The 21,200-nt window shown below is 70.6% G+C and carries 16 protein-coding genes and 1 pseudogene; 9 read left to right on the top strand and 8 right to left on the bottom strand.

From position 1 onward, the window contains the following. Positions 1 to 7: 7 nt before the first annotated feature. The 5 genes and pseudogenes from ACZ6IM_RS28815 to ACZ6IM_RS28795 form a co-directional block, all read right to left on the bottom strand. Positions 8 to 953: pseudogene (locus tag ACZ6IM_RS28815) on the bottom strand (ABC transporter ATP-binding protein); the annotation flags it as partial. After that, on the bottom strand, positions 950 to 1,894 hold the full coding sequence (locus tag ACZ6IM_RS28810; RefSeq protein WP_052843300.1) for an ABC transporter permease: 945 nt from the start codon (positions 1,892 to 1,894) through the stop codon (positions 950 to 952). The pseudogene ACZ6IM_RS28815 and the gene ACZ6IM_RS28810, both read right to left, overlap by 4 nt. After that, positions 1,891 to 2,907 carry an ABC transporter permease gene (locus tag ACZ6IM_RS28805; RefSeq protein ID WP_052843329.1) on the bottom strand — a complete coding sequence of 339 codons (1,017 nt, stop codon included), beginning with the start codon at positions 2,905 to 2,907 and terminating at the stop codon, positions 1,891 to 1,893. Before ACZ6IM_RS28805 ends, ACZ6IM_RS28810 begins: the two co-directional genes overlap by 4 nt. 28 nt (positions 2,908 to 2,935) lie before the next feature. Then, positions 2,936 to 4,792 carry an ABC transporter substrate-binding protein gene (locus ACZ6IM_RS28800; RefSeq protein WP_469560351.1) on the bottom strand — a complete coding sequence of 619 codons (1,857 nt, stop codon included), beginning with the start codon at positions 4,790 to 4,792 and terminating at the stop codon, positions 2,936 to 2,938. Positions 4,793 to 5,094: 302 nt separating this feature from the next. Next, complete coding sequence (locus ACZ6IM_RS28795) at positions 5,095 to 8,103, bottom strand: SCO5717 family growth-regulating ATPase (RefSeq protein ID WP_052843305.1); 3,009 nt, start codon at positions 8,101 to 8,103, stop codon at positions 5,095 to 5,097. Between the two features lie 366 nt (positions 8,104 to 8,469). Here ACZ6IM_RS28795 and ACZ6IM_RS28790 point away from each other — a divergent pair, with 366 nt between their 5' ends. Beyond that, the gene (locus tag ACZ6IM_RS28790; RefSeq protein WP_469560348.1) at positions 8,470 to 10,041 is read left to right on the top strand and encodes an outer membrane protein assembly factor BamB family protein; all 1,572 of its coding nucleotides are present in this window, start codon (positions 8,470 to 8,472) and stop codon (positions 10,039 to 10,041) included. Between the two features lie 25 nt (positions 10,042 to 10,066). Here ACZ6IM_RS28790 and ACZ6IM_RS28785 read toward each other — a convergent pair whose 3' ends face one another. Continuing rightward, entirely contained in the window at positions 10,067 to 10,363 is a 297-nt protein-coding gene (locus ACZ6IM_RS28785) for a DUF397 domain-containing protein (protein WP_052843310.1), read from the bottom strand. 284 nt (positions 10,364 to 10,647) lie between these two features. On the opposite strand from ACZ6IM_RS28785, the gene rpsO reads away from it, so the two are divergent. From rpsO to ACZ6IM_RS28760, 5 genes are all read left to right on the top strand, one after another. After that, complete coding sequence (gene rpsO, locus ACZ6IM_RS28780) at positions 10,648 to 10,935, top strand: 30S ribosomal protein S15 (protein ID WP_003973291.1); 288 nt, start codon at positions 10,648 to 10,650, stop codon at positions 10,933 to 10,935. Between the two features lie 282 nt (positions 10,936 to 11,217). Then, positions 11,218 to 13,437, top strand: coding sequence for a polyribonucleotide nucleotidyltransferase (locus tag ACZ6IM_RS28775; protein WP_052843312.1), 2,220 nt, complete (start codon positions 11,218 to 11,220; stop codon positions 13,435 to 13,437). Further along, positions 13,434 to 14,813 (top strand): M16 family metallopeptidase, encoded by a 1,380-nt coding sequence (locus ACZ6IM_RS28770; RefSeq protein ID WP_052843314.1) that lies wholly within the window; start codon positions 13,434 to 13,436, stop codon positions 14,811 to 14,813. Before ACZ6IM_RS28775 ends, ACZ6IM_RS28770 begins: the two co-directional genes overlap by 4 nt. A gap of 35 nt (positions 14,814 to 14,848) precedes the next feature. Beyond that, positions 14,849 to 15,601, top strand: a complete 753-nt coding sequence (gene dapB / locus ACZ6IM_RS28765) for a 4-hydroxy-tetrahydrodipicolinate reductase (protein WP_052843316.1) — start codon at positions 14,849 to 14,851, stop codon at positions 15,599 to 15,601. A gap of 13 nt (positions 15,602 to 15,614) precedes the next feature. After that, positions 15,615 to 16,070, top strand: coding sequence for a tetratricopeptide repeat protein (locus tag ACZ6IM_RS28760; RefSeq protein WP_052843318.1), 456 nt, complete (start codon positions 15,615 to 15,617; stop codon positions 16,068 to 16,070). Positions 16,071 to 16,146: 76 nt separating this feature from the next. Here the strand turns inward: ACZ6IM_RS28760 and ACZ6IM_RS28755 are convergent, their stop codons facing one another. Then, positions 16,147 to 16,701 carry a hypothetical protein gene (locus ACZ6IM_RS28755; RefSeq protein ID WP_052843320.1) on the bottom strand — a complete coding sequence of 185 codons (555 nt, stop codon included), beginning with the start codon at positions 16,699 to 16,701 and terminating at the stop codon, positions 16,147 to 16,149. A gap of 115 nt (positions 16,702 to 16,816) precedes the next feature. Next, positions 16,817 to 17,056 carry a hypothetical protein gene (locus tag ACZ6IM_RS28750; RefSeq protein WP_052843322.1) on the bottom strand — a complete coding sequence of 80 codons (240 nt, stop codon included), beginning with the start codon at positions 17,054 to 17,056 and terminating at the stop codon, positions 16,817 to 16,819. 190 nt (positions 17,057 to 17,246) lie between these two features. On the opposite strand from ACZ6IM_RS28750, the gene thyX reads away from it, so the two are divergent. The 3 genes from thyX to ACZ6IM_RS28735 all read left to right on the top strand — a co-directional run bounded on the left by thyX (position 17,247) and on the right by ACZ6IM_RS28735 (position 20,946). Then, on the top strand, positions 17,247 to 17,987 hold the full coding sequence (gene thyX / locus ACZ6IM_RS28745; protein ID WP_052843323.1) for an FAD-dependent thymidylate synthase: 741 nt from the start codon (positions 17,247 to 17,249) through the stop codon (positions 17,985 to 17,987). A gap of 219 nt (positions 17,988 to 18,206) precedes the next feature. Continuing rightward, positions 18,207 to 19,106 carry a 4-hydroxy-tetrahydrodipicolinate synthase gene (dapA, locus tag ACZ6IM_RS28740; RefSeq protein ID WP_052843325.1) on the top strand — a complete coding sequence of 300 codons (900 nt, stop codon included), beginning with the start codon at positions 18,207 to 18,209 and terminating at the stop codon, positions 19,104 to 19,106. A 154-nt stretch (positions 19,107 to 19,260) separates the two neighbouring features. Continuing rightward, positions 19,261 to 20,946 carry a ribonuclease J gene (locus tag ACZ6IM_RS28735; protein WP_052843327.1) on the top strand — a complete coding sequence of 562 codons (1,686 nt, stop codon included), beginning with the start codon at positions 19,261 to 19,263 and terminating at the stop codon, positions 20,944 to 20,946. Positions 20,947 to 21,200: the final 254 nt, after the last annotated feature.

Raw genomic sequence — 21,200 nt, 5'->3', positions numbered from 1 at the left:
TCGTCCGGGCCCACGTGCACGCATGCCGCCCGGCGGTGCGTGCCGGCCTCCCGCAGGGGCTGGTCCTGGGTGGCACAGAGGTCCAGCGCGACCGGGCAGCGCGGATGGAACGCGCACCCGGACGGCACCGCCGCCGGGTCGGGCGGGTCGCCGGGCAGCCCGCGGGGTGCGAACCGCGAGGCCGGGTCCCCGATCGTGGGGAACGCCTCCGCCAGCGCCCGGCCGTAGGGATGCCGGGCGTCCTCGTACACCTGCCGGGCCGGGCCCTCCTCGACCACCCGGCCCGCGTACATCACCGCGAGCCGGTCGCAGGTGTCGGCCAGCACCGCGAGATCGTGGCTGATCATGATCAGGCCGACGTCCTGCTCGCCCACCAGACCTTCGATCAGCCGCAGGATCTGCGCCTGGATCATCACGTCGAGCGCCGTGGTCGGCTCGTCGGCGACGATGAGCCGCGGATCGCACGCCAGCGCCATGGCGATCATCACCCGTTGCCGCTGCCCGCCGGACAGCTCGTGGGGGTAGGCACTCGCCCGGGCGGCCGGCAGACCGACCTGCTCCAGCAACTCCCCGGCCCGCTTGCGCGCCCCGGCCGGCGTGGCCCTGCGGTGCAGCACGATCGGCTCGGCGATCTGGTCACCGACGCGGTGGACGGCGTTCAGGGAGTGCATCGCGCCCTGGAAGACGATCGACGCGCCGGCCCAGCGGACCGCCCGTACCCGGCCCCACTTCATCGTGAGGACGTCCTCGCCGTCCAGCAGCACCTCCCCGCCGACCCGGGCACCCGGCGGCAGCAACCGCAGCAGCGCCAGGGCCAGGGTGGACTTGCCGCAGCCGGACTCGCCCGCGACGCCGAGCTTCTCACCCGCCTGAAGGGTCAGGTCGACCCCGCGCACGGCGGCCGCACCGCCGGGATACGTCACCTTCAGGTCCCGGACCTCGAGCAGACTCAACGGGACACCCCCAGCCTGGGATTGAGAACGGCCTCCACCGCACGCCCGCACAGCGTGAACGCCAGCGCGACGACCGCGATCCCGACACCGGGCGGCACCAGGTACCACCAGTCACCGGAACTCACCGAACCCGCCTCGCGCGCGTCCTGCAGCAGCCCGCCCCAGGACACGACCGCCGGGTCCCCGAGCCCGAGGAAGGCCAGGGTCGCCTCGGCCAGGATCGCGGAGGAGATGATCAGCGTCGTCTGCGCCAGGATCAGCGGCATGACGTTGGGCAGCACATGCCGGGACATGATGTGCCAGTGCCCGCCCCCGAGCGCCTTCGCCCGCTCGATGTACGGCCGCGACTCCACCGCCAGCGTCTGCGCCCGCACCAGCCGGGCCGTGGTCGGCCAGGTGGTCACGCCGATCGCGAGCACGATCGTGCCCAGCGACCGGGACAGCACCGTGGCCAGCACGATCGCCAGCACCAGCGTCGGCATCACCAGGAACCAGTCCGTGATTCGCATCATCACCGTGGCGTACCAGCCGCGGAAGTGCCCGGCCGTGATCCCGATGAGCGCGCCGATCAGCACCGACAGCGCCGCCGCGAGCAGCCCGACCAGCAGCGAGACGCGCGAGCCCCAGATCAGCAGGCCCAGCAGGTTCCGCCCGAACTGGTCGGTGCCCAGCGGGAACCGGCCGCTCGGGCTCTCCAGCGGCTGCCCGGGAGCGTCGGTCACGCTGTCCACGTCCGACCCGACGGTCAGCGGCGCCGTCAGTGCCACGAGCACGAACAGCACCAGCGCCGCCAGCCCGAACACCCCCGCACGGTGCCTGCGGTACTCCCTCCAGAAGCGGGCGACGGAGGCACGGCGCCGCCGCCGGGCGAGCGCGCGCGGGCCCGGCGCGCCGGACTTGACCGGCGGCCCGGACGCGGATTCGGTGGTCTCGGCGGTCATCGGCCCACCCTCGGATCGAGCATTGGATACAACAGGTCGGCCAGGGTGTTCATCAGGATCACCGCGGCGGCGAAGACGAAGAACAGCCCCTGCACCAGCGGGAGATCGGGCACGCTCAGTGCCTGGTAGAACAGTCCGCCCAGACCCGGCCAGGAGAACACCGTCTCGACGAGGATGACCCCCGCCACGGTCCGCCCCAGGTTGACGAAGACCAGCGTCACCGTCGGCAGCAGCGCGTTGGGCACGGCGTGCCGACGCCGTACGAGGTCGTCCCTGAGCCCCTTGGCCCGCGCGGTCGTCAGATAGTCGCTGCCCATCTCGTCCAGCAGCGCCGACCGGGCGACCAGCAGCGTCTGCCCGTACTCCACCGCGACCAACGTCACCACCGGCAGTACGAGATGGTGCGCCACGTCCAGCACGTGCGCGAAGCCCTCCTCCCGGCCCGACTCCATGCCCCCGGTGGGGAACAGCCCCGGGATCGGGTCCACCCCCACCGACAGCACGATGATGAGCAGCAGCCCCAGCCAGAACGACGGGATGGAGTACAGCGTCAGCGCCAGACCGGTGTTGAGCCGGTCACCGAGGCTCCCGTGCCGCCACGCCGAGCGGGTGCCGAGGAAGGCACCCAGCGCGGTGTAGAGCACGAAGGCCGTGCCGGTGAGCAGCAGGGTGTTCGGCAGCGCCTCGGTGATCTTGTCCACCACGGGCGCGTGGAACTGGTACGACGTGCCCAGGTCCCCGGTGAGCGCCTTGAGGCAGTAGTCCGTGAACTGCTCCCACATCGGCAGGTCGAGCCCGAACTCCTCCTTGTACACCGCGAGCTGCTCGGCCGAGACCGGGCGGCCACCGGTCATGAACTTCACCGGATCGCCGGGGATCAGCCGGAACAGGAAGAAGCTCGTGACCAGGACGGCGAACAGGGAGACCACCGCGCCCCCAAGCTTCCCCGCCACGTACCGCGGATACCCGCTGCGGGTGCGCCCCCGCGTAGCCTCGGACGGACGCTTCCCGATCGCGGAGACGCTCGCCGGGTCGGTCGCGCTACTCACGGTCGTCGGCCGACGCCCGTCGGCGGACGGCGAAGAGCACCCCGAGACCGACGAGGACGACGACGCCCGCGGCGATCCCGATCACGGTGCCGGTCGACGACGAACCCCCCGAGGTGTCACCGGAGTCGGCGGGCACCGCCGACCACCAGCTCCAGTAGCCGTCCTGCCCGTAGATGTTGCCCGCGGCGGACGGCATCGTGGTGATCGACTTGATCTGGTCCGTGCGGTACGCCTCGACCGCGTTCGGGTACGCCATGACGTTCATGTACCCGGTGTCGTACAGCCGGGACTGCAGCTGCTTGACGATCTCCGCCCGCTTGCCGGTGTCGTACTCGGCCAACTGCCGCGCGTAGAGGTCGTCGTACTTCTTGTCGCAGATGAAGTTGTCGGTGGCGCCGGTGTCCTTCGGCGTCGCCGGGAGCGCCGCGCAGGTGTGGATGGAGAGCACGAAGTCCGGGTCGGGGTTGACGGACCAGCCGTCGAAGGCGAGGTCGTACTTGCCGGCCAGCCACGGGTCGGTCACGTTGTCCAGGCAGTCGAGCGTGACCGAGACGCCCAGCTTGCCCCACCACTCCTGGACGTACTTGCCGACCGCCTTGTCGTTCGGGTCGGTGGCGTGGCACAGGATGCGGTAAGTCAGCGGCTTGCCGTCCTTGCCGAGGCGCTTGCCGTCGGCGTTCGTCCGGTAGCCAGCCTCGTCGAGCAACCGCGCGGCCTTCTCGGGGTCGTAGGCCAGTTCCTGCCCGGCCGACGGCTCGAAGAAGTACGAGGAGAAGCGCGGCGGGATGTAGCCCGCCCCCTCGACCGCGTGGCCCTGGAACACCTTGTCGACGATCGCCTTGCGGTCCACCGCCATGAACAGCGCGTTGCGCACCCGCTGGTCCAGCAGCGAGGGGTCGCCGTCACCGAACTCCGTACCGTCCTTCGCCCGCGCGCCCGGGTTGGTGGCGAGCGCGTAGAAGCGGCGGCCGGGGGCGTCGTTGACCCGGATGTTCTCCTCACCCTTGAGCGAGTCGGCCTGGGCCGGGGTCAGCGACGGCGACCCGGCGACGAACGACACCTCGCCCTTGCGCAGGGCGGCGACCGCGGCATCCTGGTCCTTGTAGTACCGGAAGACCAGCTCGTCGAACTTCGGGGCGCCGCGCCAGAAGTCCTTGTTGGCCTTCAGCCGCACATAGCTGTCCGGCTTGTAGTCGGTGAGGACGAACGGCCCGTTGCCGACGACCGGGAAGTCCTTGTCGTTGTTGAACTTGGAGAAGTCGTCGATCTTCTCCCAGACGTGCTTGGGCACGATCGGCACGTCCAGCGCGGTCATCGTGGCCTGCGGCTTCTTCAGCCGGATCACCAGCTGGGTCGGGCTGGGCGCGGTGACCTTCTCGAAGTTGCCGACGAAACTGCCGTTGGCGGTGGCGGCGCCCGGATCGGTCATCATCGTGTTGAACGTCCACGCCGCGTCCTCGGCGGTGGCCTGCTCGCCGTCCGACCACTTGGAGTCGGAACGGATCGTGTACGTCCAGGTCAGCTTGTCCGGCGAGGACTTCCACTCGGTGGCGAGCCCGGGTATGACGTGGTTGTCCTTGGCGTCGTAGTTGGTCAGGTACTCGTACGTCAGCCGGTGGATGCTGGTGCTGAGCAGCCGCACCGCCAGGAACGGGCTGAGCGAGTCGACGCTCTGCGCCACGGCGACGGTGAGCACCTTGTCGCCCCCGTCGCCCTCCTTCGCCGAGACCGAGGGGGCGACCGCCCCCGACGCGAGGAGCAGCGCGCCGGCGCCTGCTGCCGCGAGGAGACGGGTTCTCCACGGCCGGTGGGCGGTACGTCCGCTGCCGTGCTGATCGTGTCTGTTCATGACTACCTGACCTCGCGTCATCGCACGCGCAGACGCCGGGCGTCCTCGCGTGAGGCGGGCTTGAACGGTGGTGAACGCGGAATGAAGTGTGTGTCTACCAGCGGCAGTCTGCGCGCGTCAACGGTATGTCAAACCCCATGTGGCCTGCGGAAACGGCGAGTTGACCCATACGTCACCCTCATTGGCGCAGACCACTGGCGCTTGCCTGGTGAGAGCGTGGCGGCTGGGGCGGACGTTGTCGTTCGCACACGCCCGAAGGCCCGCGCCGTCGGGGACGGCGCGGGCCTTCGGAGGGGGTGGAGCTACTGCTGAGGCGGGGGAGGAGGGGGCGTCTGCCCCGGCTGTCCCGGCTGCCCCTGCTGTCCCGGTTGCGGATATCCGTAACCGGGCTGGGCGTAGGGCTGACCGTAACCGGGCTGCGGATGCGGCTGCTGCTGGCCGGGTCCGGGCTGCGGCGGATACGGCTGTCCCGGCATCGGCTGCGCAGGCTGCTGGGGCGGCATCGGCTGGCCGGGCTGCTGCTGCGGCGGCATCGGCTGCCCGGGCATCTGCCGGCCCGGCATGGGCGGGGCGGCGACCGGCGGCGGGTTGCCGTCGGACGTCCACAGGCCGTGCGCCTGCTGGTGGCGGACGAAGTCCTCGGCGACCATCGCCGCGAGGTTGAAGTACGCCTCCCGCACCTTCGGCCGCATCATGTCGAGGTCGACCTCGGCGCCGGCGGCCAGGTGTTCGTCGAACGGGACCACGACGACCCCCCGGCACCGGGTCTGGAAGTGTCCGACGATGTCGTCGACCTTGATCATCTTGCCGGTCTCGCGGACCCCGGAGATGACCGTGATCGACCGGGAGACGAGGTCGGCGTACCCGTGGGCCGACAGCCAGTCCAGGGTCGTACTGGCACTGCTCGCACCGTCCACGGACGGCGTCGAGATGATGATGAGCTGGTCGGCCAGGTCGAGCACGCCGCGCATGGCGCTGTAGAGGAGACCGGTGCCCGAGTCGGTGAGGATGATCGGGTACTGCTGACCGAGCACGTCGATCGCGCGCCGGTAGTCCTCGTCGTTGAAGGTCGTGGACACCGCCGGGTCCACGTCGTTGGCGATGATCTCCAGACCGGACGAGGCCTGCGAGGTGAACCGCCTGATGTCCATGTACGAGTTGAGGTACGGGATCGCCTGGACGAGGTCCCGGATGGTGGCACCGGTCTCCCGGCGCACCCGGCGGCCGAGCGTACCGGCGTCCGGGTTGGCGTCGATCGCGAGGATCTTGTCCTGCCGCTCGGTGGCGAGCGTGGAGCCGAGCGCGGTGGTGGTGGTCGTCTTGCCGACACCGCCCTTGAGGCTGATCACCGCGATGCGGTAGCAGGACAGCACCGGGGTGCGGATCAGGTCCAACTTCCGCTGCCGCTCGGCTTCTTCCTTCTTGCCGCCCAGCTTGAACCGGGAACCGCCGACGGCCGGACGGCTGCTCTTCGCCTTCTGCCGCTTGTTGTTGAGCAGCCGGTCGGACGACAGTTCCACGGCCGCCGTGTAACCGAGCGGCGCGGCCCCCGGGTTGGTGGGCTGGCGCTGATCGTGCTGCATGGGCTGCGGCCAGGCGGCACCGAGCCGGGGATCGGCGGGCTGCTGGTGCGGCTGCGGCTGCGGCTGCGGGTACGGGTGTGGCTGCTGGGGTGCCTGCTGCTGGGGCGGGAGGGGCTGGTGCTCCGGCTGCTGCTGCGCAGGGTGCGGGGACTGCGGCTGCTGCATCGGCTGAGGCGCCTGGGGGGCCTGAGGTGCCGGTGCGTGGGGGCCCTGAACCGGCTGGACCGGCTGAGCCGGCTGGGCGGGCGGAGCCTGGCCCTCGGCCTGCGGCTGCTGCGGCTGCTGCGGAACACCAGGGTACGGCTGCTGCGCCGACGGCACGTGCGGCGCCTGCGGGAAGCCGTAACCGGTCTGCGGGACGGGGGGCGGCGGGTTCCACGCGGCGGGCGCCGGCTGCGGAGCCTGCGGCTGGAACGGCGGCTGCTGGGCCGGTACACCCGGCTGCTCGGGAGACGCGGGGGCGGGCTGCGGCTGTGCGGGCCACTGGTGGGCAGGCGAGGGCGCGGCCGGCGGGTACGACGGAGGCATCGGCGGCATTCCGTCCGGGGCGGGGGCCGGTGGAGCGTCCTGCGGGACGGCGTCCTGCGGCGCGCTGTCGGCCGGCGGCGCGGCGTCGGCGGGCACCGCGTCCTCGGGCTCGTCCTCCGCCGGAACGCTCGGGGCGCTGTCCCGAGGCTCGTCTGCGGGCTCGTCTGCGTCCTCGTCCTCGTCCTCCTCCTCGGGATCGGGATCGGGTACGGCGGTCAGGGCGACCGGCGCCGGTTCGGCGTCGTGCACCGGCCCCCCGTCGAAGTCCTTCCGGGAGTCGGCCTCGGCCTCGGTGTCGTCCGCGCCCGCCACGGCCTCGTCCGGCGCGTCACCGACCTCCTCGGAACCGGCCGCCGGGGACTCCTCGGCGGTGTCCTCCGCGGCGGCCCGTTCGGCGATCTCACGCTTGAGGGCGACTGCGGAGAAGCGCATGGTCGCGCCGCTGTCCAGGTCGCCGTTGTCGAGATCGGAGGTGTCGGGCTCGCTGTCGGGTTCGGGTTCGGGCTCTGCCTCGGGCTCCTCGGCGGCCGGCGGTGCGGGAGCCTGGAGCTGGAAGCCTCCGGCCGGAAACGCCGGCAGGGCCGTGGGCGAGGCGAGATCCGCGGCGGGCGCCGGGTCGGTCACCGCCTCCGGCTCCGGCGTCTGAACCCGCGGCTCCGGCTCGGGCTCCGGCGGCGCCGACGGTTGCTGCGACTGCGGCTCGAACCCGCTCCCCACCGGCAACTTCGGCACTCCGGTCGGCCCCGCGCTCGGCGGCGCGGGCGGCGTGAACGGCGCACCCGGCCCCGGCGGGGGAGGCGGTGTGAACACGGCCCCCGGAGCAGGCGCCGGCGGCGGAGGCGTGAAGGGCGCACCCGGAGCGGGCGCCGGAACAGAGGACGGCCCGTTGGGCGTCGCGTGCGGCGGCGGAGTCAGCCCCGGCAACGGCGGCACCGGACCCCGAGGAGCAGGCGGAGCGGTCGGGCCGGAAGGAGAGGGAGCACCGGACGAGCCGGAAGAGGAGGGAGTACCGGACGAGCCGGAGGACGCATCCGCCCTCTCACCCTCCCCACCGTCGCCGGACGCGTTCTGCGTGTACCAGGCGGGCGGCGCGTAGTCGATGGTGAACTCGCCGGTCGTCTCGACGGAGGACTCCGCGTCGGGTTGGTCATCGCCGGGTGTAGCCCAGCCCCCGCGGTTCCCGTCCCGATCGCTGCTCACAGTTCCTCCTGGTGTGGTCGAGCACCCTCATGCCGTGCTGGGGCGACCCTTGCTTGTCATCCGAAATGGTCCGAGGCCGTTCGAGGTCGTCCGATCCACCGGCTTTCCCCCTGAGACGCCGACGCCCCCTCCACGGGTTCTGGTGTCGCGCCCCACACCAGCCTAATCATCACGAGCCCCGCCCCGTCAGCCCCCGTCCCCGCACGGTGGGCGACGACGTCCCCGCCACCCACTCCCTTCGAGTGATCGTGTGCCCGGCATAGTTGGCGGCGATCTCCGTCGTCCGTCGCAGGAATTCCCTTGAGAGGCACAGGGATTCCGAGGAACAGGAAGAGGCCCCGAGTGAGCTTCGGCCCGCTCCCGTCCATGCCCCCAGGCCCTCCGGGCCCAGCCGCCCCCGCGGCCCCCGTGGAGCCGCACGAGGGCAGGCACGGCCCCGGAGACGGCGGAGGCCCGGGCGGCAAGGGGCCCCGGAAGGCGCTGCTCGGGCTCCTCGCGGTGGTCCTCGCCGGGGTGTTGGGCGCCGGCGGCTGGTTGCTGTGGGGGCGCGACAGCGCGGCCCCGAAGGCGTCCGGCACGTCGGGAACCGCGGTCGGACAAGGCCCGCTCGACGTCCGCGAGACGGTCGAGAAGCGGCCCGCGAGCACCAACGGCGAGATGGCCTTCCGCTTCTCCGTGGACGACATGAAACCCGGGGAGCACGTGGAGATGCCCGGAATGTGGGCCACGGACCGCATCCTCGCCAAGGGCATCAACAAGACACTCGTCGGCCTGAGCATCGGCACCGACGCCGAGCCGGGCGACGAGAAGTGGCGGCTCGGGCTCGACGGCCCGATCTGCGGCTACACGCGCCACGTCACCGGCGACCACCGCACCGCCGTCCTCTTCCGGGCGAACGACTGGGCGGAGGAGGCGTACTGCAACCAGGTGGCCTTCGTCGACCTCGACGACGGCAAGCTGGTCTGGGAGGGACGGTTCCCCGTCTCCGAGTCCGGCCCCGAGTCCGGCGAGGGCGCGGACCCCGCCAAGGACCGGCCCAGTGTGACCCTCGCGCACGGAACGGTCGCCGTCACCTGGGGCGGCGGCACCGTCGGGTACGACATGGAGAAGGGAACCACCCGCTGGACCACGGCGACCGCCGCCCCCTGCCAGGACATGGGCGCCGCCGGCGGTCGCGGGCTGATCGTCCGGGAGCAGTGCTGGACCGGCGGCGACGACCTCCCCGCCGAGTCCTGGAAGGGCGTCACCTACAAACTGCGCAAGCTGGACCCCGTCACCGGCAAGCCGCTGTGGACGTACACCGCCGCCGAGGGCATCCGCGGGCTCGACGTCCCCTCCGCCGACCCCGCCGTCATCGCCGTGTCCGCCGGGGACTCCGAGATCACCGAGCTGATCTCGCTCGACGACCGGGGCCGCAACCGCGCCACCGTCAGTCTCCGCAACGGCGCCTACGTCGCCGACTGCGCCCTCTCCGACTACCTGCTGATCGACGACTGCCCGACCATCGCCGTGGGGAAGGACCAGGTCTTCATCCGCAGCAAGGACCAGCTCGAGAAGCAGACGTCCAACTGGATCATCGGCTTCGACCTCGCCACGGGGAACACCACCAAGAAGTTCGACTCCGGCCCCGGCGCGCTGCTCTACCCGGTGCGCATGAGCGGTGACCGGCTGCTCGCCCTGCGCCTGAGCAACGACCACATCACACCGAACGCGCTGGTCGCCCTGGACCCGCGGACGGACGAGGAGGTGCCGTACCTCTACTTCGGGCTGCCGGGCGAGGCGCAGATGATGACCTTGCCGGACGAGAACGACATCGTCGTCCAGAACGGGCGCCTCTTCTTCGGGGTCAAGGCCGCGAACGGCCCCGCCGACGCCAAGACCAAGCAGTGGAGCTACCTCGTGCTCGGCATCGGCGGCGGCACACCGCGGACGTCCTGACCGGAGCGCCGCCGCTGCTCGGCGTCTACTCGATGTCGCCCCCGGAGCGTTCCGCGGCCGGTTCCAGGTCGAATTCCCCGTCCCGCGCACCGAGCACGAACGCCCGCCACTCCGCCTCCGTGTACCGCAGCACGGTGTCGTGGTCGAGCGAGGACCGCATGGCGACGGCACCCTGCGGGAGGTAGGCGATCTCGACCCGTTCCTCGTGGGACTCGGTGCCCGGCGCGCTGTGCCACTCGACGCCGGAGATGTCGAGGGCGTAGAGCTCGTCCCGCTCCCGGTCCTTGCGTGCTCGGAGTTCCCTGTCCTCGGCCTCGGCCATCGCGGCTCGGGTCCTTCCTGCTGTGCCAACGAACTGTGCGGTCACCATACTTGTCCCCGTTCTCACAGGTCAGCGGTTCACCGATGTAGGCACCGGTACGGGGGACGGGCGGAGGTGTCCCTACGGGCTGGTAGGCTGTGTGACGGCCGTTTGTGTACGCGCCCCCGGAGCTGTGAGCCCTGGAGGTCGCGCCCAGCGGATCCCCGCCTTCCGAGTCATGGAAGATCCCCCGAGACGCAGACCGGGGGCACTCGGTGGCCAGTCACAGACCAAGAGGAGTACGCGTGTCGCTCGACGCCGCAGTGAAGAAGCAGATCATCACCGAGTTCGGTACCAAGGAGGGCGACACCGGCTCCCCCGAGGTCCAGGTCGCTCTGCTGTCCCGTCGGATCTCCGACCTGACCGAGCACCTCAAGACCCACAAGCACGACCACCACTCCCGTCGTGGTCTGCTCATCCTGGTCGGTCAGCGCCGCCGGCTGCTGCAGTACCTCGCCAAGAAGGACATCCAGCGCTTCCGTGCGCTGGTCGAGCGCCTCGGCATCCGCCGCGGTGCGGCGGGCGCCCGATAGCACGCCGTGAAGGGAGCGGTTCCCATCGTAAGGGGGCCGCTCCCTTTGCTGTACGTGCGCGCTGTCGCCGCCGCTTTGTAGTGTGGTAGCAGAAGAACAAGACGTACGAGGAGAAGCGGACCTCACCGCCGCCGCCGGTCCTCGGTAGTGGCCCCCGGGGGCAGATCCCCGGGTGCTTCGATCGAAGACCGGCCCGCATTGCACGGAACGCTTCTCCGGCACCGTCCCCTCCGCCACACGGGCGGACGGGACAAAAGACGACAAGCATCGGAGAAATCACTAGTGGAGAACGAGACCCACTACGCCGAAGCCGTGATCGACAACGGCGCGTTCGGCACCCGCACCATCCGCTTCGAGACGGGCCGCCTGGCCCGTCAGGCCGCCGGTTCCGCCGTGGCGTACCTGGACGACGACACCATGGTGCTGTCGGCCACCAGCGCCTCCAAGAACCCGAAGGACCAGCTCGACTTCTTCCCGCTCACGGTGGACGTCGAGGAGCGGATGTACGCCGCCGGCAAGATCCCCGGCAGCTTCTTCCGCCGTGAGGGCCGGCCCTCCGAGGACGCCGTCCTCACCTGCCGCCTGATCGACCGCCCGCTGCGCCCGTCCTTCAAGAAGGGCCTGCGCAACGAGATCCAGGTCGTCGCGACGATCATGGCCCTCAACCCCGACCACCTGTACGACGTCGTGGCGATCAACGCCGCCTCCGCGTCCACGCAGCTGGCCGGCCTGCCCTTCTCCGGCCCGATCGGCGGCGTCCGCGTCGCGCTGATCCGCGGCCAGTGGGTGGCCTTCCCGACGCACACCGAGCTCGAGGACGCCGTCTTCGACATGGTCGTCGCGGGCCGCGTCCTGGAGGACGGCGACGTCGCGATCATGATGGTCGAGGCCGAGGCCACCGACAAGACCATCAAGCTGGTCGAGGGCGGCGCCGAGGCGCCCACCGAAGAGGTCGTCGCCGCCGGTCTGGACGCCGCGAAGCCCTTCATCAAGGTGCTGTGCCGCGCCCAGGCCGACCTCGCCGCCAAGGCCGCCAAGCCGACCGGTGAGTTCCCGATCTTCCTGGACTTCCAGGACGACGTCCTCGAGGCGCTGACGGGTGCCGTCAAGCCCGAGCTGACGCAGGCGCTCACCATCGCCGGCAAGCAGGAGCGCGAGGCCGAGCTGGACCGCGTCAAGGGGCTCGCCGCCGAGAAGCTCCTCCCGGAGTTCGAGGGCCGCGAGAAGGAGATCTCCGCCGCGTACCGCGCGCTGACCAAGTCCCTGGTCCGCGAGCGCGTCATCAAGGAGAAGAAGCGCATCGACGGCCGCGGTGTCACCGACATCCGCACCCTGGCCGCCGAGGTCGAGGCCATCCCGCGCGTGCACGGCTCCGCCCTCTTCGAGCGTGGCGAGACCCAGATCCTGGGCGTCACCACCCTGAACATGCTCCGCATGGAGCAGCAGCTGGACACCCTCTCCCCGGTGACCCGCAAGCGCTACATGCACAACTACAACTTCCCGCCGTACTCCGTCGGCGAGACCGGCCGCGTCGGCTCCCCGAAGCGCCGCGAGATCGGCCACGGCGCACTCGCCGAGCGCGCCATCGTGCCGGTGCTGCCGACGCGCGAGGAGTTCCCCTACGCGATCCGCCAGGTGTCCGAGGCCCTCGGCTCCAACGGCTCGACGTCCATGGGCTCGGTCTGCGCCTCCACCATGTCGCTGCTGAACGCCGGTGTGCCGCTGAAGGCCCCCGTCGCCGGTATCGCCATGGGCCTGATCTCCCAGGAGATCAACGGCGAGACGCACTACGTCGCCCTCACCGACATCCTTGGTGCGGAGGACGCCTTCGGCGACATGGACTTCAAGGTCGCCGGCACCAAGGAGTTCGTGACCGCCCTCCAGCTCGACACCAAGCTGGACGGCATCCCGGCCTCCGTCCTGGCCGCCGCCCTCAAGCAGGCCCGTGACGCCCGCCTCCACATCCTCGACGTGATGATGGAAGCGATCGACACGCCGGACGAGATGTCCCCGAACGCGCCGCGGATCATCACCGTGAAGATCCCCGTCGACAAGATCGGTGAGGTCATCGGCCCCAAGGGCAAGATGATCAACCAGATCCAGGAGGACACGGGCGCCGACATCACGATCGAGGACGACGGCACCATCTACATCGGTGCCGCCGACGGTCCGGCCGCCGAGGCCGCCCGTGCCACGATCAACGGCATCGCCAACCCGACCATGCCCGAGGTCGGCGAGCGCTACCTGGGCACGGTCGTCAAGACGACCACCTTCGGCGCGTTCGTCTCCCTGCTGCCCGGCAAGGACGGTCTGCTGCACATCTCGCAGATCCGCAAGCTCGCCGGCGGCAAGCGCGTCGAGAACGTCGAGGACGTGCTCGGCGTGGGCGCCAAGGTCCAGGTCGAGATCGCCGAGATCGACTCCCGCGGCAAGCTCTCCCTGATCCCCGTGATCGAGGGCGAGGAAGGCTCCGAGGACAAGAAGGACGACGCCGACCAGTGACGTCCCGTAGCGCCGAGGCGACGGCCCGCACCTCTTCGGAGGCGCGGGCCGTCGCCCGTACCCAAACCCTCATCAAGGGCGAGCACGGCATCGGCACGGTCCGCAGGACGACCCTCCCCGGCGGCCTGCGCATCGTCACCGAGACCCTCCCCTCGGTCCGCTCGGCGACCTTCGGCATCTGGGCCCACGTCGGCTCCCGCGACGAGACCCCCGCGCTGAACGGCGCCACCCACTACCTGGAGCACCTGCTCTTCAAGGGCACCCGCAAGCGCAGCGCCCTGGACATCTCCTCCGCCATCGACGCGGTCGGCGGCGAGATGAACGCGTTCACGGCGAAGGAGTACACGTGCTACTACGCGCGCGTGCTCGACACCGACCTGCCGCTCGCCATCGACGTGGTCTGCGACATGCTGACCGGCTCGCTGATCCAGGAGGAGGACGTCGACGTCGAGCGCGGCGCCATCCTCGAAGAGATCGCGATGACCGAGGACGATCCGGGCGACTGCGTGCACGACCTGTTCGCGCACACCATGTTCGGCGACAACGCGCTGGGCCGCCCCGTCCTCGGCACCGTCGACACGGTCAACGCCCTCACCGCCGACCGCATCCGCCGCTTCTACCGGAAGCACTACGACCCCACCCACCTGGTGGTCGCCGCGGCCGGCAACGTCGACCACAACAAGGTCGTACGCCAAGTACGCGCCGCCTTCGAGAAGGCTGGCGCCTTCAAGGACCCGGCGGCCCAGCCGCTCGCCCCGCGCGAGGGCCGGCGCACCATCCGCACCGCCGGCCGCGTCGAGCTGATCGGCCGCAAGACCGAGCAGGCCCACGTCATCCTCGGCATGCCGGGCCTGGCCCGCACCGACGAGCGCCGCTGGGCCATGGGCGTCCTCAACACCGCCCTCGGCGGCGGCATGTCCTCCCGCCTCTTCCAGGAGGTCCGGGAGAAGCGCGGGCTGGCCTACAGCGTGTACTCGTACACCTCGGGCTTCGCCGACTGCGGTCTCTTCGGCGTGTACGCGGGCTGCCGGCCCTCCCAGGTGCACGACGTGCTCAAGATCTGCCGCGACGAGCTGGACCACGTCGCCGAGCACGGCCTCACGGACGACGAGATCGGCCGCGCCGTCGGCCAGCTCCAGGGCTCCACGGTCCTCGGCCTGGAGGACACGGGGGCGCTGATGAACCGTATCGGCAAGAGCGAGCTGTGCTGGGGCGAGCAGATGTCGGTCGACGACATGCTGGCCCGGATAGCCTCGGTCACGCCGGACGACGTCCGCGCCGTCGCCCGCGACGTCCTGGGCCGACGGCCGTCCCTGTCGGTCATCGGCCCGCTCAAGGACAAGCAGGCGTCCCGACTGCACGACGCCGTCGCCTGACACTCCCGGTCTCTCGGTAAGGAAGCGAACCCAACATGAGCAAGCTGCGCGTGGCCGTCCTCGGTGCCAAGGGCCGGATCGGCTCCGAGGCGGTACGGGCGGTGGAGGCCGCCGAGGACATGGAGCTGGTCGCCGCCCTCGGCCGGGGCGACAGCCTGGAGGCGCTGGCCGAGTCCGGCGCCCAGGTCGCCGTCGAGCTGACCACCCCCGCCTCGGTGATGGACAACCTCGACTACTGCGTACGCCACGGCATCCACGCCGTCGTCGGCACCACCGGCTGGACCGACGAGCGTCTCGCCCAGCTGAACTCGTGGCTCGACGCCGCCCCGGGAACCGGCGTGCTCATCGCGCCGAACTTCTCCATCGGCGCCGTGCTCACCATGAAGTTCGCGCAGCTCGCCGCCCCGTACTTCGAGTCCGTCGAGGTCGTCGAACTGCACCACCCGAACAAGGTGGACGCCCCCAGCGGCACCGCCACCCGCACCGCCCAGCTGATCGCGGCGGCCCGGCAGAAGGCAGGCTCCGCACCGGCGCCCGACGCCACTGCCACCGCCCTGGACGGCGCCCGCGGCGCGAACGTCGACGGGGTCCCGGTGCACGCGATCCGGCTGCGCGGCCTGCTCGCCCACCAGGAGGTACTGCTCGGCGGTGAGGGCGAGACCCTCACAGTCCGGCACGACTCCCTGCACCACAGCAGCTTCATGCCGGGCATCCTGCTGGGCGCCCGCCGGGTGGTCACGACGCCGGGCCTCACCTTCGGCCTGGAACACTTCCTGGACCTGAACTGAGACCCCCACCCTGATGCGCGCGAAGATCACCTACCTCGTCACGGCCGCCGTCCTGGTCTTCTACTTCCTCCTGGTCGGCAGCCGCGGCGTGCTGCTCATCGAGGCCGGCACCCTGCTCACCGTCACCTTCGGCGTCGCGGTGCTGATCCTGCCGGTGATCGGCCTGTGGTTCCTCTGGAAGAACACCCAGTTCGTCCGCCGGGCCAACCAGCTCGCCGCCGAGCTCGACGCCGAGGGCGGACTGCCCGTCGACGAGCTGAAGCGCACCCCCAGCGGCCGCGTCGACCGGGAGTCGGCCGACGCGGTCTTCGCCCTGCGCAAGGCCGAGACGGAGGACAGCCCCGCCGACTGGCGCACCTGGTTCCGCCTCGCCGTCGCCTACCACGACGCCCGTGACACCCCGCGCGCCCGCAAGGCGATGCAACGGGCGATCGCCCTGCACGACGGCAAGCACGTCGAGGCCGCCTGAGCGGACCGCACGCCGAACGCCGGGGCCCGGACCGCACAGCTGCGGTCCGGGCCCCGGCGTTCGGCCGTCGGGTGCGTCAGCCCCGTCGGTACTCGTCGGCCCACGCCTCCACCGCGTCGGCCGCCCGGTTGAAGGCGCCCTCACGGGCGAGGAAGTCGGAGTTGTGCGAGGTCAGCAGCGGGGACATGGGCTCCGTCGACCGGCCCTGCCGCACCAGCAGCAGCGCCTGCCCCTGCACCGTGCGCGGCAGTCCCAGCCAGCGCACCGGCTGCTGCACGGTGCGCAGGCTGGCGACCTGCTGCCAGGCCACCGTGCGCGTGGTGAGGAAGCCCACCCGACGCACTCCGTGGGCGCTCACCCACACACCCATGCGCAGCATCCGCAGGGCGCAGAGGATGACGACGACCGCGATGACGAAGACCGCCGCGGCGGAGGACGGCCCGCCCGTCGCCGCGATGATGACCGCCGCGAACAGGACGAACGAGGCGAGCAGCAGCATCACGGCCGCCGCCCCCACGCGCCACGGCCCCGGCCGGTAGGGCCGGCGCCAGAGGTCGCGGTCGTCGTACGGCAGCGCGACGTCGTCGGCCGTGTCAAAGGCGCGGTCGGCCGTCAGGAAGGGCAGGGGCACGGCTGGTCCTCACTCGTTCCAAGGCAAGTGTTGTGCCCGGTGAGGCTACCGACCTGTGTCTCCGGTCACCACCCTCGGGGGTCCGGACGGAGTCGGGGACCGTGCCCGACGCCCCCTAGCGTCCCTCGGACGCCTGCGACGGCTGCTTGTGCGAGGCGGGCTGGTCGGCCGACAGGGCGGGCATCCCGATCACCAGGGAGCCCACGAGACCGGCGACGACGGTGACGCCGAGGAGCCAGCGTCCGGCCAGCTGGCCGAAGGACGCCCGTTCACGCGGCGGGGGTGTGACATTGCTGCGGAACCTGTCTGCCTCTGCGACGAAGGCGAACGGCACGGGTTCACGCCGGCGGATCATAGGGGCTGCGTCTCCCTTCAGGGACTGGAATGAAGTGCTGTTACTCATACAGACGAACGAACGCCCCTTTGGGTGCCCTGTTTCGCCGACTTCATCGCGGCACGGCACCGATCGCCCGATTCGGCGGGCCGCGGCCCGGCGGCCGTAGAGTGGCCCCGCCAAGTGACGAGATGGGAAGGCCCACCACACCGTGACCGACACACCCGCCGACGACTTCAAGATCGACCTGCGCGGTGACATCACCGTCGAGCTGGTCAAGAGCGCCGCGACCGACTCCGACGTGCTGTTCGCCGCCCGGGTCTCGACCGCCGGGGAGCAGTCCCTGGACGAGCTGAAGAAGGACCCGGAGCGCTCCAAGGGCCTGATCAACTACCTCATGCGGGACCGGCACGGCAGCCCCTTCGAGCACAACTCGATGACCTTCTTCGTCAGCGCCCCGATCTTCGTCTTCCGGGAGTTCATGCGGCACCGCGTCGGCTGGTCCTACAACGAGGAGTCGGGCCGCTACCGTGAGCTCCAGCCGGTCTTCTACGTGCCGGACGCCTCCCGCAAGCTGGTGCAGCAGGGCCGCCCCGGCAAGTACGTCTTCGTCGAGGGCACCCCCGAGCAGCACGAGCTGGTCGGTGGCGCGATGGAGGAGTCCTACCGCCAGGCCTACGCGACGTACCAGAAGATGCTCGCCGCCGGCGTCGCCCGCGAGGTGGCCCGCGCGGTGCTTCCCGTCGGCCTGTACTCGTCGATGTACGCGACCTGCAACGCCCGCTCGCTGATGCACTTCCTGGGCCTGCGCACCCAGCACGAGCTGGCGAAGGTGCCCTCCTTCCCGCAGCGGGAGATCGAGATGGTCGGCGAGCGGATGGAGGCCGAGTGGGCCCGCCTCATGCCGCTCACCCACGCCGCCTTCAACGCCAACGGCCGGGTGGCTCCGTAACGAGTCCGGCCTCAGGGCCGGCCCCGCCGGGCACAGATGTACGCATCAACCATGCGATGTGTCCGGATTGCGGCGTTTGGAGAAGTTCATCTAGCCTGATCAAAGGGACCCGGCACTGCCTGAACCCCCGAGCAGGCAGTGCCGGGCTCCACTTCCGTTCCGACCTGCCGCCTCCCCCTAGGGCAGACCCCGCCCTGAGCAACGAGTAGCGTGTAACCCATGGCTCCGACCTCCACTCCGCAGACCCCCTTCGGGCGGGTCCTCACCGCCATGGTCACGCCCTTCACGGCGGACGGCGCACTCGACCTCGACGGCGCCCAGCGGCTCGCCACCCACCTGGTGGACGCAGGCAACGACGGCCTGATCGTCAACGGCACCACCGGCGAGTCCCCCACCACCAGCGACGCGGAGAAAGCGGACCTCGTACGAGCCGTCCTGGAAGCCGTCGGCGACCGGGCGCACGTCGTCGCCGGAGTCGGCACCAACAACACCCAGCACAGCATCGAGCTGGCCCGCGCCGCCGAACGCGTCGGCGCCCACGGCCTGCTCCTCGTCACGCCGTACTACAACAAGCCCCCGCAAGAGGGCCTGTACCAGCACTTCACGGCCATCGCCGACGCCAGCCGGCTCCCGGTCATGCTCTACGACATCCCCGGCCGCAGCGGCGTCCCGATCAACACCGAGACCCTGGTCCGCCTCGCGGAGCACCCGCGGATCGTCGCCAACAAGGACGCCAAGGGCGACCTCGGCCGGGCCAGCTGGGCCATCGCGCGTTCCGGCCTCGCCTGGTACTCCGGCGACGACATGCTGAACCTGCCGCTGCTCTCCGTGGGCGCGGTCGGCTTCGTCTCCGTCGTCGGCCACGTCGTCACTCCCGAGCTGCGCGCCATGGTGGACGCGCACGTCGCGGGTGACGTACAGAAGGCACTGGAGATCCACCAGAAGCTGCTCCCCGTCTTCACCGGCATGTTCCGCACCCAGGGCGTCATGACCACCAAGGCCGCGCTCGCCCTCCAGGGGCTGCCCGCCGGACCGCTGCGCGCCCCCATGGTCGGCCTCACGCCCGAGGAAACCGAACAGCTCAAGATCGATCTTGCCGCCGGCGGGGTACAGCTCTGACATCAGACTTCGCACCACCGCACGACCGGACGGACTTCACAACTGAATAGGCGGGCCACCGGTGCCCGCACCCCACTACGACAACTGCTTCTGCACGAACGTCATGCGCGCCACGTGCCCACCGGTACGTGGCGCGTGTGGTGAGGAGAGTCTTTTGAGTCATCCGCATCCTGAACTGGGCCGCCCCCCGGCGCTCCCCAAGGGCGGCCTCCGGGTCACGCCCCTCGGCGGCCTCGGCGAAATCGGCCGCAACATGACGGTCTTCGAATACGGCGGCCGTCTGCTGATCGTCGACTGCGGCGTGCTCTTCCCCGAGGAGGAGCAGCCCGGTATCGACCTGATCCTGCCGGACTTCTCGTCCATCCGGGACCGCCTCGACGACATCGAGGGCATCGTCCTGACCCACGGCCACGAGGACCACATCGGCGGCGTCCCCTTCCTCCTCCGCGAGAAGCCGGACATCCCGCTGATCGGCTCCAAGCTGACCCTCGCGCTCATCGAGGCCAAGCTCCAGGAGCACCGCATCCGCCCGTACACCCTTGAGGTGGCGGAGGGGCACCGCGAACGCGTCGGCCCCTTCGACTGCGAGTTCGTCGCGGTCAACCACTCCATCCCGGACGCGCTGGCCGTCGCCATCCGCACGCCCGCGGGCATGGTCGTCCACACCGGCGACTTCAAGATGGACCAGCTTCCGCTGGACGGCCGCCTCACGGACCTGCACGCGTTCGCACGGCTCAGCGAGGAGGGCATCGACCTGCTCCTCGCCGACTCGACCAACGCCGAGGTGCCGGGCTTCGTCCCGCCCGAGCGGGACATCTCGAACGTCCTGCGCCAGGTCTTCGCCAGTGCCCGCAAGCGGATCATCGTGGCGAGCTTCGCCAGCCACGTCCACCGCATCCAGCAGATCCTGGACGCCGCGCACGAGTACGGCCGCCGGGTCGCCTTCGTCGGCCGCTCCATGGTCCGCAACATGGGCATCGCGAGAGACCTCGGCTACCTGAAGGTCCCACCGGGCCTGGTGGTCGACGTCAAGACGCTCGACGACCTGCCCGACAGCGAGGTGGTCCTGGTCTGCACGGGCTCCCAGGGCGAACCGATGGCCGCCCTGTCCCGCATGGCCAACCGCGATCACCAGATCCGCATCGTCAACGGCGACACGGTGATCCTGGCCTCGTCCCTCATCCCGGGCAACGAGAACGCGGTGTACCGGGTGATCAACGGCCTGACCCGCTGGGGCGCCAACGTCGTCCACAAGGGCAACGCCAAGGTCCACGTCTCGGGCCACGCCTCGGCCGGCGAGCTGCTGTACTTCTACAACATCTGCCGCCCGAAGAACCTGATGCCGGTCCACGGCGAATGGCGCCACCTGCGCGCCAACGCCGAACTCGGCGCCCTCACCGGCGTCCCGCACGACCGCATCGTCATCGCCGAGGACGGCGTGGTCGTCGACCTCGTCGAGGGCAAGGCGAAGATCTCCGGCAAGGTGCAGGCGGGGTACGTCTACGTCGACGGCCTCTCGGTCGGGGACGTCCGCGAGCCGGCCCTCAAGGACCGCAAGATCCTCGGCGACGAGGGCATCATCTCGGTCTTCGTGGTGATGGACTCCTCCACCGGCAAGATCACCGGTGGGCCGCACGTCCAGGCCCGCGGCTCGGGCATCGAGGACTCGGCCTTCGCCGCGGTGCTCCCCAAGATCACCGAAACGCTGGAGCGCTCGGCCCAGGACGGAGTCGTCGAGCCGCACCAGCTCCAGCAACTGATCCGCAGGACCCTCGGCAAGTGGGTCTCGGACACCTACCGGCGCCGGCCGATGATCCTGCCCGTCGTCGTGGAGGTCTGACGGCCCGTCGGACCACCGACAGCGCCAACCTGGAGCGGGGCGCCTCGATTTGCATCGGGGCGCCCCGCTCCAGTACGTTTACATCTCCGCTCGGACGGGCACCCGACCACTTCATGGTTCGGAGCCGCCCCGGGAGGGCGGAAATCCCGACTCAGAATCTCTGATAAAGTCGGAGCCGCCGGAAAGGGAAACGCGAAAGCGGGAACCTGGAAAGCACCGAGGAAATCGGATCGGAAAGATCTGATAGAGTCGGA

The sequence above is a fragment of the Streptomyces sp. NPDC042336 genome (genome assembly GCF_055581985.1).
The sequence above is the reverse complement of the archived record's forward strand: the minus strand, read 5'-3'. Positions and strand labels throughout refer to the sequence as shown.